This window comes from Gleimia europaea ACS-120-V-Col10b (assembly GCF_000411155.1).
GTDB lineage: Bacteria > Actinomycetota > Actinomycetes > Actinomycetales > Actinomycetaceae > Gleimia > Gleimia europaea_B.
This window is the reverse complement of record NZ_KE150266.1, coordinates 1124890-1139611: the sequence shown is the minus strand read 5'-3', so window position 1 is coordinate 1139611 and position 14722 is coordinate 1124890. Positions and strand designations below refer to the sequence as shown.

The following is a 14722-nucleotide window of genomic DNA, read 5'->3' as shown; positions in this document are numbered from 1 at the left end:
AGCGATGACTTCAAAAAAGAAGAAGCTCGAAAAAGTAACCCAGCCGGGCGTGAAATTCACGCGTTTCAAGAACATGTCGATCGGCTCGCGCATCTCCGTGTTCGTGCTCGCGTTCGTCGTTCTCCTCTCGCTACTCGCGCCCCTCATCGCGCCTTACAGTCCGTCCCAAACGTTCGCCAACTGGGTTGCACCCAGCGGTGAGCACCTGTTCGGAACCGACCACGTGGGCCGCGACATCCTCTCCCGCCTCCTGTACGGTGGCCGCTACTCGATCACCATCGGCCTGTTCGCCGCCCTCGGTGCCCTCCTCGTCGGATCAATCATCGGCGCGATCGCCGCGGTCTCACGCAAGTGGGTAAACGAAGTGATCATGCGCATCATGGACGTCATCATGGCGGTTCCCGGCATCGCCATGGCTGCCGTCATGGTTCTCGTGTTCAGTAAACGCCTTGACGCAGACAACGTAGTTGGCATCGTCGCCGTTATCATCATCGCAATCGCCTTCGTTTACACGCCGCAAATCGCACGCATCGTCCGCGCAAACGTAATGAGCGCCTACGGCGAAGACTACGTGCGCGCAGTCATCGTTTCGGGCGCGCGGGCGCCGTGGATCGTGACCAAGCACGTCGTGCGCAACACTGCGGCACCAGTCCTCGTGTTCGCAACCGTCCTCGTCGCGGACGCGATCATCCTCGAAGCCTCCCTTACCTTTATCGGTTCAGGTCTGCAACCAACCATGGTTCCCACCTGGGGTAACGTGCTGTCTGAAGCCTCCTCGTCCGGTTCAATCCTGGCGGGCATGTGGTGGACCGCGACGTTCCCCGGCATCATGATCATGCTGACCGTCCTGTGCCTCAACATCTTGTCTGAAGGCATCACGGATGCGATGGTGGCCGCGCCCGCATCCAACCAGAAGGTGCAGGCGGTTTCGGGCGAGCGCAAGGAAGACCGCCTGCTACTTGACCCGCGCCTGGCGTACGCGGAACAGGCCGAATCTCTCCAGCAGCGCATCAACCAGCTGGCCGCCTGCGAACGCGAACGCACCGACCGTTTCGCCCCCGTAGAGACCGGCAAGGTACTGCTCGAAGTTAAGAACCTGTCGATCAAGTTCCCCCGCCATGGCGACGTGAACGTTGTGGACGGCGTTTCGTTCTCGGTTCGCGAGAACGAAACGATGGGTCTCGTAGGCGAATCAGGATGCGGCAAGTCGATCACCGCGCTCACCATCATGGGGCTGATTGACCCGAAGGCGCAGATCACCGGCGAAATCCTCTACCAGGGTCGGGACCTGTTGAAGATGGCGCCCAAGGAGCGCCAGAAGCTCCTCGGTCACGAGCTGGCAATGATCTACCAGGACGCCCTTTCTTCGCTCAACCCCGCAATGCTGATTCGCTCCCAAATGAAGCAGCTGACCAGGCGTGGCGGCACCCGCACCGCAGAAGAGCTCCTCGAACTCGTTGGTCTGGATCCGAAGCGCACGCTCGAGTCCTACCCGCACGAACTCTCCGGTGGGCAGCGCCAGCGCGTCCTCATCGCAATGGCCCTCACCCGCGACCCGAAGCTCATCATCGCAGACGAGCCCACCACGGCACTCGACGTAACCGTTCAGCGCCAAGTGATCGACCTGCTGAACGAGCTGCGTGAAAAGCTGGGCTTCGCCATGGTGTTCGTCTCGCACGACCTCGCCCTGGTGGCCGAAGTCGCCCACAAGATCACCGTCATGTACGCCGGTCAGGTGGTGGAGCAAGCAACCACCTCGGAACTGCTTACCAACCCGGTACATGAGTACACGCGCGGCTTGCTCGGCTCCGTGCTTTCGATCGAAGCCGGATCGGGACGCCTCCACCAGGTTCCCGGCACCGTGCCTTCACCTCGGGACTTCCCCGACGGAGACCGTTTCGCGCCCCGCTCGTCGCACCCGGACGTCGGTTTGCACACCAAGCCGATCATCATGAGTATTCCAGGCGTGAGCCACAGGTACGCAGCCGAGCCAGACAGCGCTTGGATCGAGGCCGGCTATGAGCCGCCAAAACAGCCAGGCAAGTCTGTTGAAACCGAGTTGAATGGGGAGGTCAAATAATGGCGCGCAAAGCTTCAATGCCAGAACTCGCCCCTTATGATGGGCCAATCATTGAACTACAGGACGTCAACGTGACGTTTAAAACCCGAACCGGCTCGGTTTTCAACCCCAACAAGGTCAGCGCCGTGCGGGGCGTCAGTATGAAACTGATGCCCGGCAAGGTCCTCGGCCTCGTGGGTGAATCCGGTTCCGGAAAGTCCACCACCGCCAACGTGATGTGTGGCCTGCAGTCCGCCACAACCGGCAAGGTGTTCTTCCGGGGTGAAGAAGTCACCAAACGGTCGGCCGCAGACAGGCGAAAAATCGGACGCGTGGTATCCGTAGTGTTCCAGGATCCCGCAACCGCATTGAACGCACGCATGGCTGTGCGCGACCAGCTGATGGACCCGCTTCGCGTCCACAAAATCGGCAGTGAAGCTGACCGAGAAGCGCGGGTGGAGGAGCTCATCGAAATGGTGGGCCTGCCCCACTCGGCTCTCGATGCGCTCCCCGGACAGCTATCCGGCGGCCAGCGTCAACGCGTCGCTATTGCGCGCGCTCTCTCGCTCAACCCGGACGCGATAATCGCAGACGAACCCACCTCGGCCCTCGACGTGTCGGTGCGCGCCCAGATTTTGAACTTGCTTATGGATTTGAAGAACGAACTTGGCCTCGCAATGGTCTTCATCTCCCACGACATCCAAACTGTCCGCTACATTTCCGACACTATTGCGGTGATGAACTCGGGCAAGGTCGTGGAACAGGGACCAGCTAAGCAGCTGCTCGAAAATCCACAGCACCCATACACAAAGACTCTTCTCGGTGCGGCACCATCCCTGCTACACCCGGATCTTGGAACCAGTAAGGCTTGAGGAAGATAATGAAATTCCACGGAATTATTCCCCCCGTTGTAACCCCGCTTACCGACGATCATGAACTTGACGTCGCCTCTTACGAGCGGTCCTTGAATCGCATGATTGAGGCCGGTGTTGACGGCTTGTTCGTACTGGGATCGTCCTCCGAAGTCGTGTTCTGCACCGATGAGCGCAGGCGGCAGATTGTCGAGACTGCAATGCGCGTGGCCGATGGCCGCGTTCCCGTGTTGGTTGGAGTTATCGATACCTCTACCCCGCGTGTCCTCGAACACGTGCGCGTTGCGGAAGAACTGGGAGCCGACGCCATCGTTGCGACCGCCCCGTTCTACGCCATCGTGGGGCAAAAAGAGGTAGAGCGCCACTTCCGCCTCATTCACGAGGCTACCGATCTGCCCATCTTTGCCTATGACCTGCCCCAGTGCGTCCACATAAAGTTGCAGGGCGACATGCTGGTGCGACTTGGAGTTGATGGAGTGCTGGCGGGCGTGAAGGACTCCTCGGGCGACGACGTGAGTTTCCGCTACCTAACGATGGCTAACGATCTTGCAGGCCACCCGCTCCAGGTATTTACCGGGCATGAGGTTGTCGTTGACGGCGCCTACCTGTCTGGTGCGGACGGCTCCGTTCCCGGCCTCGCTAACGTTAATCCAGATCTGTACGTGGAGCAGTGGAAGGCATACCAGGCTGGTGATTGGGATCGCGTGCGCGAACTCCAAACCCAGGCTGCGCGCCTCATGCGTATCACTTCGGTGACGCGCGGCGAGTTCGGCTTTGCTGCTGGTGTAGGCGCGTTCAAGACTGCTCTGAACCTGATGGGCGTCTTTGACTCTGCGCAGATGCCAGAACCTGTGCTGCCTCTGGAGGGCGAGAACCGGGTGGCAATCGCCCAGGTTCTCAAGCAGGAAAGCTTGCTGTAAAACTACGGCAAGGCTTGCTGTGACCCCGTTCGGGTCCAAGCCCAGCGCTTCGGACCCGAACAAGAAACATGGGGGCGGCCCGAGTTTAACTCGGGCCGCCCCCATGTCATCCCATCAACACAATGCAAGGTTTTCAGTCTCGAGGAGTCCAATCTGAAAACAGCTCCTCACCGATCTTCCCGGTGATTAATTAAAACGTAGGTCCCTTTTCTGGGTAGGGCTTAAAACTAACCTGGAAAATTCTTGGGAAAAATTTTGGTGGACCACTTTCGTGGCCCACCAAAATCAGTATTCAGCTACGTAGTGCTGTTACATGCTTCGACGCACGATGTCGAGCGTACGGATGTTGAACATTGCAAAACGTACCAGCTGGTAGGGAATGAAGTTGCGCTTGAACGTCGTGTACTTGGTTGGAAGCGGTGCGCGCGCAAGACGTGCAGCCGTTCGCGGGTCAAGTTCTTCGACAGTCTTCTTTGCTTCCGCAGTTTTTTCTGACATGTTGATCACTCCGGCAGTAGGTTCCAGCCCGGAAGAGCCTTCGCCTTATAGATGAACAGGTAGTGGTACAGGATCTTGATCCAGTGGCCGAATAGGCCGAGCTCACCCTGCGTGAGAGTGGGGTGACGGCCCGTTTCGGGGTACACGGTGTTATCTGGAACAACCGGGTACATGACCATTGCGGCTGCGGAGCCGGACAGCATGTTACGACCGGTCGAGGCGTCACAAATCGCGCCGAGGTCACCCAGTGATGCCTCACGAAGAGGAGCATTCGGATCCTTCAGACGATCGAGGATCGACTCGGCAACCTTAGCGGCCATCGTGCCCGAAGGCTGACCGGTGCGCGGAGGCGCCGGAGCGATCATGGTGCCATTCGGGGTCTTGGTCGGCTCAGAAATTGCGTGCGGCGGAGCAAACGCAATACCAACGGCAAACATGTTGCCGTAGGTCGGGTTCTGGTAGGTGCGCGGCCAGTCCTTTGCCCGCCACTCCTCGTAAGACTTTGGCGTGTAGTCCGCGTCAACCTTCATGAAGCCCGCCGGGTTAAAGACAACGTCCGAAATGTCGTTGCCCTCCCGGTCGAATGCCTTCATCGGAATGCCGGTGAACGGAGGCAAAAGCATAGCGAAATCGTAATCGAGATCGTGTTCTTCACCGTCAGCGTTCTCGTAGGTTAGCTTGTTGGCCTCGATGTTCTTTACCGCAACCTGGGCGATAGCCTTAACGCCGCGCTCGCGGAAGATGGACTCGGTCCACAGCTGTGAGGTGGTGTAGTAGCCGTCCTGCTTGAAGGTCATACCGCCAACGCCAAGGTCACCCAGCTTGGGCTCGTTCGTGATGTAAACGATCTCTGCCTTGTCGCGCACGCCGTGCTGACGAAGTTCGAAGTCGGTGTTGAAGGTGTACTCGAATGCTGCGCCCTGGCAGGTGCAGTTACCGGCGCCAGTGCCGATAACGAAGCGGAGGCGCTCGCCATTCTTCATGCGGTTTACTGCGCGAAGGAACTCTTCGCCACAAACCTCAGCATGTGCGTCGGTGCACACGGACTGGGTGTAGCCGCCGTCGGGGCCAAGACCCGGGGTTGCAGCGAAGTTCAGCTTCGGGCCGGTTGCGTTAATCAAGTAGTCAAACTCAACGCAATCCGTCTGGCCCTTGTGAGCCGGATCAGTGTATTCGAACTCTACCTGCGAACGCGGGTTATCTTCCGTGCCTTCCGGGTAGATGTTTTGCGCGGCCGCCTGGCGGAAATCGATGCCGTACTTTTCGTAAAGTGGGCGAAGTTCGAAGACCACCTTTTCACGAGGCATTGAGCCCGTGCCAACCCAAATGTTAGATGGAATCCAGTTCCAGGTTGGTTTTGGCGAGATGACCACGACCTGATGTTCTGTGTTCTTTAGCTCTCTTGCGAGGATCATCGCGGCCGTGTGACCAGCGATGCCTGCACCAAGAACGACAATTTGAGCCACGGTGTTTCCAATCGTCGGAATTGAAATATGACAACAATGAATTAAGCTCGTCTGGCACAACATTGTGCTCTTAACTCACTACGCTGTGCTGGTTGAGCTACAGCTTCAATGCTAACAGGGCACCCGCATGTTAGCCACATCACAGAGTCGAAAAACCGCCTAGAATATGCGACTTCATATACGACAGTTGTGAAACGTGTGGCGAAGATCTCAAAAAGCTGTGACTGTGGGGCATGTTTTGGCTACCCTAAATCGCGGCAAATCCTTCAGAAAACAAGACGGAGGGCGCGAGCCGAAGCTCGCGCCCTCCCAAATCTGCGCCCGATTAAAGCGTTGCGATAATGTTTTCTACCGAAGCCTTAGCGTCTCCAAACAGCATCTTCGTGTTCTCCTTGAAGAACAGCGGGTTCTGCACGCCTGCATAGCCGGTGGCCATGGAGCGCTTAAACACGATCACGTCGCGGGCGTTCCACACTTTCAAAACCGGCATGCCGGCAATCGGGGAGCCCGGCTGCTCCGCTGCGGGGTTCACCGTGTCGTTGGCACCGATGACGAGGACGACGTCAACGTCACCGAAGTCGTCATTCACCTCATCCAGTTCCTTAACGATGTCGTAGGGAACCTTTGCTTCGGCCAGCAAAACGTTCATATGGCCAGGAAGGCGGCCGGCAACCGGGTGGATGCCAAACTCGACCTCAACGCCCGCCTCCCGAAGCTTACGAGTCAGGTCGGCAACGGGGTACTGTGCTTGCGCGACCGCCATGCCGTAGCCCGGCGTGATCATCACGCGCTTGGCATCCTTGAGCAGCTCGGCAACCTCGGAGGCCTGAATCTCTTGATGAGTGCCGTGCTCCTCTTCCCCGGAAGTCACGGCGCCATCCGAGCCAAATCCGCCCAAAATCACCGAAATGAACGAGCGGTTCATAGCCTTACTCATGATGTAAGACAGGAACGCGCCGGAAGAACCAACGAGGGCGCCGGTCATAATCAGCAGGTCGTTATTCAACATGAAGCCCGCAGCGGCGGCAGCCCAACCGGAGTACGAGTTCAGCATCGACACAACCACCGGCATGTCACCGCCGCCGATAGCGGCCACGAGGTGCAAGCCAAACGCTAAAGCGATCAGCGTCATCGCGATCAGCATTACAGTTCCGAGCGGGGTAACTCCGCCCTGGCGAATGAATACCACCATGATGATCAGGGTTACTACGAGGGCCGTCAGGTTAATCCAGTTGCGGCCAGGCAGCGTGAGTGGCGCACCCTTAATCTTGGCGGACAGCTTCAGGTAGGCGATGATCGATCCCGTGAACGTGACCGCACCAATGAATACGCCCAGGTAAACCTCACCGAGGTGGAAGCCGCCGAGCATTTCCGCCTGCGCGTCGGGTGCCAAGTACGAGTTGTAACCAACCAGTACAGCGGCAAGGCCAACAAAGGAATGCAGTAGCGCGATGAGCTGCGGCATGCCGGTCATCTCTACGTTGCGCGCCTTCCAAATTCCGATCATCGCGCCAATTAGCATGGCCGCCGCGATTAATAGTGCGGTTACGGCAACGCCGCGATCTGGGTTGGAAGATAGTGCCAGCGCAATCGTGGCAATGAGGGCGATAGTCATACCAATGATGCCCGCATTGTTTCCCTTTTGCGCGGTTTCGTGCTTGGAGAGCCCAGCGAGGGCGCGGATGAACAGCAGTGCCGCGATGATGTATGCCAGCGATACGAACGTTTCGATGCCCGAGGCGGTGGCAGTTGCAGCGGGAACTGCGGGAAGCAGGGTGCTCGCTTGAATGAGAGAAGTAAACATCTATATCAGTCCTTCTTGAACATGGCGAGCATGCGGTGCGTAACTGTGAAGCCGCCAAAAATGTTGATGGAAGCTACGACGATCGCAATGAACGACAGAGTTGAAACTAGGAGGTTGCCAGAGCCAACCTGCAAGATAGCGCCCACGAGGATGATGCCGGAAATCGCGTTCGTTACCGACATGAGGGGCGTGTGTAGCGAGTGGGTGACCGAGGTGATCACGTAGAACCCGAGGATAATGGCTAGAGCGAGCACCATGTAGTGACCGAGCACGGGCGCGGGTGAAACCCACACCAGGGCGAGGCCAAGAACTGCGGCAACTGCGGTCCAGATGAACCGGTTGCGCTTCTTCGCGGCCTCCTTCCGGGCTTCTTCAGCCGCGCGGGCGGCTTCAGCTGCCGGGTCGGGCTTCGTAGCAGCGGCCGTGGGGGCGGCCGACACCTTTACTGGCGGAGGCGGCCACATCACATCGCGTAGATGCGTAATGGTAATGCCGCGCACAATCTCGTCCTCGAAGTCGAAAACGATGTGCCCGTCCTTTTCCGGCGTCATTAACTTCAAAAGGTTCACGATGTTCTGGCCGTAAAGCTGCGATGACTGGGCGGGGAGCCTGCCCGCAAGATCCGTGATGCCCAGAATGATCACGCCGTTTTCGGTGACAACGCGCTCGCCGGGAACCGTGAGTTCGCAGTTACCGCCATTCGCGGCGGCCATATCGACAATGACGGAGCCGGGCTTCATGCCGGCAACAGCCTCCGCAGTGAGCAGAAGCGGCGACTTTCGGCCCGGCACGTTTGCCGTGGTGATGACAATATCGGAGGCTGCGGCCTGCTCGGTGTATAGCGTCAGTGCAGCGTTGCGCTGTGCGTCGGTCATTTCCTTGGCGTAGCCGTCGGAGGAAACCTCGCTGGCTGCGGGAATGGCAACGAAGTTCGCGCCCATGGACTCAACTTGCTCACCAACCTCGGGGCGAACGTCCGTGGCGTAAACCTGCGCGCCCATCGAGTTCGCGGTGCCGATTGCGGCCAGACCGGCAACGCCAGCGCCAATCACGTAAACGCGGGCGGGTGGCATCTTGCCGGCAGCCGTGACCTGGCCGGTAAATAGGCGGCCGTACTCGGCAGCCGCTTCGATGATGGCACGGTAGCCGGCAACGTTAGCCATTGACGAGAGCACGTCCATGGATTGTGCTCGCGAGATGCGCGGAACGGTATCCATCGCGAGAGCGGTGATGCCCCTCGAAGAGAGTGCTTCGATGAGCTCCGGGTTGCGTGCGGGCGCCAGGCGCGCGATGAGGGTGGCACCCTCGTGCATCATGTCTAGCTGTTCCGTGGTGGGCGCGTCGAGCGTTAGCACAATGTCAGAATCCCAAACGGTTTCTGGCGTGGTGATGCGCGCACCGGCCTCTTCATACTGCGCATCCGGGTAGCTCGCTGGCTCTCCTGCGCGTTCTTCGAGGGCAACTTCGTAGCCCAGTGCTATAAGTTTTTTGACCGTATCGGGAGTGGCGGCCACAAGTGCCTGCCCGTCCCGTTCTTTTGGAACCCCTATGCGCAAAACTGCTCCTTTGTCTTCGAGGTTAACGCGACTTTACTTGTTCTTTAGTTCAAGAAGCCGCAACTACATACGAGAATAGCGGGAAGGCAAGATGATGCAAACGTCGCGTTGGGATTTCCCATAATCCAAAATGGCGTGCTAAAAACGTGTGATTTACGCGACTTTTCGCCCGGTTTTCCCCACGTGGTAGGTTGTGCGTTGTAATCGAAGGAGGACGTGTGAGCGCTTACGACCCGTGGGATGAGAACGCGCCGGCTAACGCGTTTGAGCGCGCGGGCAGTGAGTACCAGGATTATCGTCCTTCATACCCGCCGGAGTCGGTGAGGGCAGCGTTGGGCGCGGAAGACGCGCGAGGCTTGCGGGTTGTGGACGTGGGCGCGGGGACGGGTAAGTTTTCGTATCGAGCGGTGGAGGCCGGGGCGCGCGTGTGGGCGGTGGAGCCCGCACAGGCAATGAGGCGTCAGCTGGCCGTTATACAGAAGAAATACCCGGATGATCTGCAGGTGGTTGCGACCACGGCAGAGGCTACGGACTTGCCTTCGGGGTTTGCTGATGCGGTGGTGTTTGCGCAGAGCTGGCATTGGGTTGAGCCTGGCGCGGCACTGTCTGAGGCCGCGCGGATTCTGCGTCCGGGCGGACACGTTGCGATTGTGTTTAACCAGATGGATGTAGCGATTCCCTGGGTGCATCGCCTCACGCGAATCATGCGTTCGGGAGATGTTCACACTCCGTCGCGGCCCCCACTACTTAGCTCAGATTGGACCGTACCCTCGTTGCATAAAACCGATTTTGTGACCGGCCTCGACATTGAAGGGGTTAAGGCGCTGGCACGCACGCGCTCGTCATACTTGAAGTCCACGGCGGCGAATCGGCAGAAGATGCAGGCAAACTTGCAGTGGTATTTGGCAGAGCATCTGGGTTATACCGAAACGGACATTATTGACATCCCGTATTACACACTTGTTTGGAAAACTTTGCCCAAACGTGGAGCTTCTGATATCTAATCGCTCACGAAAATGCGAATTCCTCCAGAGAATGGACGGATTAGCGGCGATTTTGACGATCTTGATAATTGTTTGACCGTCCGATTTTAATTTGAAGGATGGTGCGCAAAATGCGTAACAGTCGCACTTATGTGCTTGTAGTAACCGGTATGGCGTTGTTCGCAATGTTTTTTGGTGCGGGCAACCTAATTTTCCCCGTCATGATCGGCGTGGAGGCTGGCGTTTCCTTCACGCCCGCGATTCTAGGCTTCCTTGGCACCGGTGTTCTACTACCTGTTCTAGGCATTGTTGCGGCCGCGACGTCGCAGGAGGGCGTGACGGGCATCGCCTCTCGAATTGGCAAGTATCCGGGTTTGGTATTTACGATTGTGATCTTCCTGTCCACCGGTATGCTGTATGCGATTCCACGGGTTGGCACGGTTAGTTACGAGATGGCGGCGGTGCCGCTGATTGGTGAAGACTATGCGGGGTCGGTGGCGCTACTGATCTATACAGCCGTGTTCTTTACCGTCACATTCTTCTTGGCTCTTGATCCCAAAGGCTTCTTAGATCGTATCGGCGCGTGGCTGACGCCGGTACTGCTAGTTTTGCTCGTGATTTTGATCGTTACCGCGATGGTCAAACTTCCTGTTGCGATGGGCGAACCCACCGCAGAGTATGCCCAAACTCCGTTTGCTGAGGGCCTTCTGAAGGGCTACTTCACGATGGATGCGATTGCGTCGCTCGTGTTTGGTATTGTCATCATCTCGTCGCTCCAACACTCGGGCCTGTTCAAGACGAAGAACCAGGTGTTTGCCGGCACTGCTACGGCCGGTCTGATCGCGGGCGCACTGTTGGCGGTGTTCTACCTGGGTTTGGGTCAGATCGGTATTCGCATGACACCGTTTAACCCGGCCAATGGCGCCGAGGCCCTGGCCATCGCTTCCGTGGAACTGTTTGGGCACGGCCGGCAGGCTCTATTCGGTCTAATCGTTATCCTGGCGTGCCTCACCACTGCGGTTGGCCTGGTCGGAGCGTCGTCACAATATTTCATGACGTTGTTCCCCCGCATCTCGCGCGTACAGATGGTTACGATCCACGTTCTGGTCTCGTTTGCCCTCGCAAATCTTGGTTTGCAAACCATTTTGAACGTGGTGGCCCCGATCAACCAGTTGATCTATCCGATCGTAATCTGCATCGTTTTCATCGCTCTGTTCGATATTTTCGTACCCGGCGAGCTCTACTGGACGTACCGACTAGCGGCGTGGCTTGGGGCATGCTTCGGCGTGTTGGAGGCGCTTCGGTCAATTGGTGATTCGTTCAACTGGCTACTCCCGTTCCTGGATTCGTTCCCGCTGGGATCGGTAAGCATGTCTTGGGTTGTGCCAGCGTTGGTAGGTTTCGCAATCGGCCTCGTTATCGACACGGTGAAGGGCGACCAGATCTGGACTAAGCGTCCAAACGAACAGCCCGTCGAGACCTGAGGCGCGCTTGTGCCATAAGATCGAGAGCGTGGATACAGCTCGGCAAACAAACGTGAAGCTTGCGCGCAAGGATAAGATGCGCGTGAGGCGGCTCGTATCCACGCTCTCAGCATTGTCCCCATCGTCGAGGGCCGGGATGGCGCTCGCGGCAATAATGTTCGTAATCTCGATGTCGCCCTCTTTGCTGCCGCGCATGTGGTGGTGGCAGGGCGTGGTCTCTGGCATTGTGATTGAGGTAAGTTACGCGGTTGGTGCTTTACTCGGCTGGTTAGTGAACCGGATCTGGCGCGCGGCTGACGTAAAGATCAGTGCGAACCCGAAGTGGGTTAAGGCCGGTAAATGGCTAGTCGCGCTGGCTATGGGCGCGTGGGCTGTGTGGATGCTCGTGCGCTCGGTCATCTCAAATAACCGCGCCGCTAGGCTTATGGGTTTTAAGACGTTGGGCATTACCGATTATTTGGCGGCAACGGGAATGGCCGTATTTTCGGCCGCAGTGATCGTGGGGCTCGCGATCTTGATTGTCGCCTTGTGGCGCTGGGTGGCGAAATGGGCGTCGCGTCTACTTCCCAGGTGGGGTGCGGGCATTGTGGCCACGGTGATTCTTGCCGTGGTTTCCACGTTCTTGATCTCAGATGTGTTGTTTACGCGCGGCATGGAATACACGTATCGCGCATTCGCGGCCGTGGACCAAACGGAGGAGCCGGGCGTGACGCGCCCTGCTACGCCGGAGAGGTCAGGCTCGGTCTACTCGTATGAAAATTGGAACAACATTGGCAAGCAGGGCAAGAGGTTCTTGTCCAAGGGGCCGCGCGCGCAACAGATTGAGGAGGTGACGGGCCGCCCGGCAATGGAGCCGATCCGCATTTACGCGGGTCTGGCCCAGCACCGTAGCTTAGAAGACAGCGCTCGCCTGGTGGCCGCCGAGATGCAGCGCACGGGCGCCCTGTCTCGTTCCGCCCTTATGATTGTGACCACTACGGGCACCGGCTGGGTGGAAGAGTGGTCTGTCCAGCCGTTCGAGTATTTGACCGGCGGCGACTGCGCGATTGTTGCAACCCAATATTCGTACGTGCCGTCCGCCATCGCGTTCCTACGCGAGTTCGACATGCCAGTAACGGCCTCAAAAATCTTGTACGAGGCCGTGATGAATGAAGTCAATAAGCTTCCCGAGGACGAGCGTCCCGCAGTTTATCTTCAGGGCGTGTCTTTGGGTGCGTTTGGGTCGGAGTCGATTTTTGCAGACGAGGCTAACCTGCTCGAAAATGTGGATGGCGCGGTGTGGGCGGGAACGCCCAATGTGACGCAACTGTGGCAGAAGATGACGCGCGAACGCAACGGGGGCAGTCCGATGATCGCGCCGGTGATAAGTAGCGGCCACAACATTCGTTTCGCTACGAAACCGGAGGATCTGCGGGCGGATATTTATGGGCGTGACCTGCCCCAGTGGCAGTATCCACGTGTGGTAATGCTGCAGCATGCCACGGACCCGGTGGTGTGGTGGAACACGGGCATCATCCGCAGCGAGCCAGACTGGTTGAAGGAGAGTCCGCCTTCGGATATGAATCCGGATATGCAGTGGACGCGCCTCGCCACGTTTATCCAGGTGAGTGCGGATCTACCGGTTGCGGGACTGACGGCCGATGGGCACGGTCACGTTTATCATCGTGAGTTTATCCCCGCGTGGGCGGAGGTTCTTGGCCTCGTAGATAATGGGGAGTCGCAGCGGTACACGGGCGTGAATCCGTATCGCCGAGCCGACAGTTCGTGGTTTGACGCGGCGGCGGAAGATTCCATTTCTGCGGCTATCAGTAGAGATTTATACGATTAGCAGATAGTGAAGGCGGGTGGTTTTGGTGAAGTCCTTTCGGCCTTTGATCGGTCTGGGATTGGCCGCCATGATTGGGTTGGCTGCTTGTTCACCTTCGCACGAGGCCGATCCGGCTTTGCAAACAGAGTTTCCGCTCGCGGTTACGCAGCCCACCGAGCCGGAGCTTGCGCCGGTGACGTTCACGGTTGTGGGCACGGGTGATGTGCTCTCGCACATGCCGGTGGTTCAGCGTTCGCTCCAGGCGGATGGTTCTTACGATTACGCACCGCTGGTGGCTGACATTAAGCCGTTTATCGAAGGCGCGGATTTGGCGTTGTGCCACCAGGAGGTACCGTTGACGCGGGACGAGGCTTCGGCGCACGGCTACCCGGTGTTTGCCGCTCCGGCAGGGTGGGCTGAATCCACGGCTACACTGGGCTATGACGGTTGTTCAACGGCTTCAAACCACTCGTGGGATCGCGGTGAGGATGGCCTGGTTGAGACGGTGCAGATTTTGCAGGAAAAGGGTCTGGGAGCAGTGGGCACGTCGGTGTCTGCGGAGCAGGCTCCCATCCAGTATTACGAGATTGAGCGCGCCGGCCGTAGGGTTTTGGTGGCTCACCTGGCGTTTGCGTACGGGTTGAACTACGAGTATGTTCCCGAGGTGGAGCAAAACCCGTGGCTGGTGAATATCAACAACCCCGGCCGCATGATCGAGTTGGCTAAACAGGCGCGCAGTGAGGGCGCCGACGTGGTGATCGTGTCTGCACACGGCGGTATTGAGTATCAGGCGGAGCCGTCGAACCAACAGTTGGAATGGGCGCAAGAGCTTGCAAGTTCAGGCGTGGTTGATCTTTACCTGGGCCATCACGTGCACGTGCCGCAACCGATCCAGCAGTTTGCGGGCGGAGTTGAGGGCCGGGGCATGTGGGCGTTCTTTGGCACGGGCAACCTCTTGTCGAACATGGGGCCAGACATGGGCTGGGGCACGCAGAACGGTTACATTGCGCAGGCGACTATCACGGTTCCGGCCAAGGGAGCTGCAATTGTGGACGAGGTTGGTTATACCGGCCTCGTGTTGGATACGGACACGAACCACGTGTATGTGGCGGCCAATTACGATCAGGCGGATCACCCCGGATCGCTTCTATCGAATGAGGCAAGCGCCGCGTTTTATGGGCATTTGAAAGAGGTTATGGGGGATGCAAAAGAGATTACGCAGGCGCCCGCAAAGCCGGCTGTGCCCGCTCGGGTGATTGAACGCCGTTAGTAT

Annotated in this window: 11 protein-coding genes; 7 read left to right on the top strand and 4 right to left on the bottom strand. The window is 58.2% G+C overall.

Annotation, left to right across the window (positions count from 1 at the left end; all coding sequences use genetic code 11):
• The first annotated feature begins 4 nt into the window (after nucleotides 1-4).
• From HMPREF9238_RS05200 to HMPREF9238_RS05190, 3 genes are read left to right on the top strand one after another with little or no spacing between them, the layout of a single operon-like run.
• Nucleotides 5-2080, top strand: coding sequence for a dipeptide/oligopeptide/nickel ABC transporter permease/ATP-binding protein (locus HMPREF9238_RS05200; protein WP_016444400.1), 2076 nt, complete (start codon nucleotides 5-7; stop codon nucleotides 2078-2080).
• A complete protein-coding gene (locus HMPREF9238_RS05195) occupies nucleotides 2080-2931 on the top strand; it encodes an ABC transporter ATP-binding protein (protein WP_016444399.1) in 852 nt (283 codons plus the stop codon). The genes HMPREF9238_RS05200 and HMPREF9238_RS05195 overlap by 1 nt, the downstream gene beginning before the upstream one ends.
• 8 nt (nucleotides 2932-2939) lie before the next feature.
• Nucleotides 2940-3851 (top strand): dihydrodipicolinate synthase family protein, encoded by a 912-nt coding sequence (locus tag HMPREF9238_RS05190; RefSeq protein WP_016444398.1) that lies wholly within the window; start codon nucleotides 2940-2942, stop codon nucleotides 3849-3851.
• A 309-nt stretch (nucleotides 3852-4160) separates the two neighbouring features.
• Here HMPREF9238_RS05190 and HMPREF9238_RS05185 read toward each other — a convergent pair whose 3' ends face one another.
• The 4 genes from HMPREF9238_RS05185 to HMPREF9238_RS05170 form a co-directional block, all read right to left on the bottom strand.
• Complete coding sequence (locus tag HMPREF9238_RS05185) at nucleotides 4161-4349, bottom strand: hypothetical protein (RefSeq protein WP_016444397.1); 189 nt, start codon at nucleotides 4347-4349, stop codon at nucleotides 4161-4163.
• Nucleotides 4350-4354: 5 nt separating this feature from the next.
• On the bottom strand, nucleotides 4355-5815 hold the full coding sequence (locus HMPREF9238_RS05180) for an NAD(P)/FAD-dependent oxidoreductase (protein ID WP_016444396.1): 1461 nt from the start codon (nucleotides 5813-5815) through the stop codon (nucleotides 4355-4357).
• A 325-nt stretch (nucleotides 5816-6140) separates the two neighbouring features.
• Complete coding sequence (pntB, locus tag HMPREF9238_RS05175; protein ID WP_016444395.1) at nucleotides 6141-7619, bottom strand: Re/Si-specific NAD(P)(+) transhydrogenase subunit beta; 1479 nt, start codon at nucleotides 7617-7619, stop codon at nucleotides 6141-6143.
• Between the two features lie 5 nt (nucleotides 7620-7624).
• The gene (locus HMPREF9238_RS05170; protein WP_016444394.1) at nucleotides 7625-9175 is read right to left on the bottom strand and encodes a Re/Si-specific NAD(P)(+) transhydrogenase subunit alpha; all 1551 of its coding nucleotides are present in this window, start codon (nucleotides 9173-9175) and stop codon (nucleotides 7625-7627) included.
• A gap of 218 nt (nucleotides 9176-9393) precedes the next feature.
• Here HMPREF9238_RS05170 and HMPREF9238_RS05165 point away from each other — a divergent pair, with 218 nt between their 5' ends.
• The 4 genes from HMPREF9238_RS05165 to HMPREF9238_RS05150 all read left to right on the top strand — a co-directional run bounded on the left by HMPREF9238_RS05165 (nucleotide 9394) and on the right by HMPREF9238_RS05150 (nucleotide 14719).
• On the top strand, nucleotides 9394-10179 hold the full coding sequence (locus tag HMPREF9238_RS05165; protein ID WP_016444393.1) for a class I SAM-dependent methyltransferase: 786 nt from the start codon (nucleotides 9394-9396) through the stop codon (nucleotides 10177-10179).
• A gap of 110 nt (nucleotides 10180-10289) precedes the next feature.
• Nucleotides 10290-11642, top strand: a complete 1353-nt coding sequence (gene brnQ / locus HMPREF9238_RS05160) for a branched-chain amino acid transport system II carrier protein (RefSeq protein WP_016444392.1) — start codon at nucleotides 10290-10292, stop codon at nucleotides 11640-11642.
• A 28-nt stretch (nucleotides 11643-11670) separates the two neighbouring features.
• A complete protein-coding gene (locus HMPREF9238_RS05155) occupies nucleotides 11671-13470 on the top strand; it encodes an alpha/beta hydrolase (protein WP_083938922.1) in 1800 nt (599 codons plus the stop codon).
• A gap of 25 nt (nucleotides 13471-13495) precedes the next feature.
• A complete protein-coding gene (locus HMPREF9238_RS05150; protein ID WP_016444390.1) occupies nucleotides 13496-14719 on the top strand; it encodes a CapA family protein in 1224 nt (407 codons plus the stop codon).
• Nucleotides 14720-14722: the final 3 nt, after the last annotated feature.

What these genes read in the sequence shown, in the direction of transcription:
- HMPREF9238_RS05190 (WP_016444398.1), top strand. Translation starts at nt 2,940, where the DNA reads ATGAAATTCCACGGAATTATTCCCCCCGTTGTAACCCCGCTTACCGAC.
- HMPREF9238_RS05185 (WP_016444397.1), bottom strand. Translation starts at nt 4,349, where the DNA reads ATGTCAGAAAAAACTGCGGAAGCAAAGAAGACTGTCGAAGAACTTGAC.
- HMPREF9238_RS05200 (WP_016444400.1), top strand. Translation starts at nt 5, where the DNA reads ATGACTTCAAAAAAGAAGAAGCTCGAAAAAGTAACCCAGCCGGGCGTG.
- pntB (WP_016444395.1), bottom strand. Translation starts at nt 7,619, where the DNA reads ATGTTTACTTCTCTCATTCAAGCGAGCACCCTGCTTCCCGCAGTTCCC.
- HMPREF9238_RS05195 (WP_016444399.1), top strand. Translation starts at nt 2,080, where the DNA reads ATGGCGCGCAAAGCTTCAATGCCAGAACTCGCCCCTTATGATGGGCCA.
- brnQ (WP_016444392.1), top strand. Translation starts at nt 10,290, where the DNA reads ATGCGTAACAGTCGCACTTATGTGCTTGTAGTAACCGGTATGGCGTTG.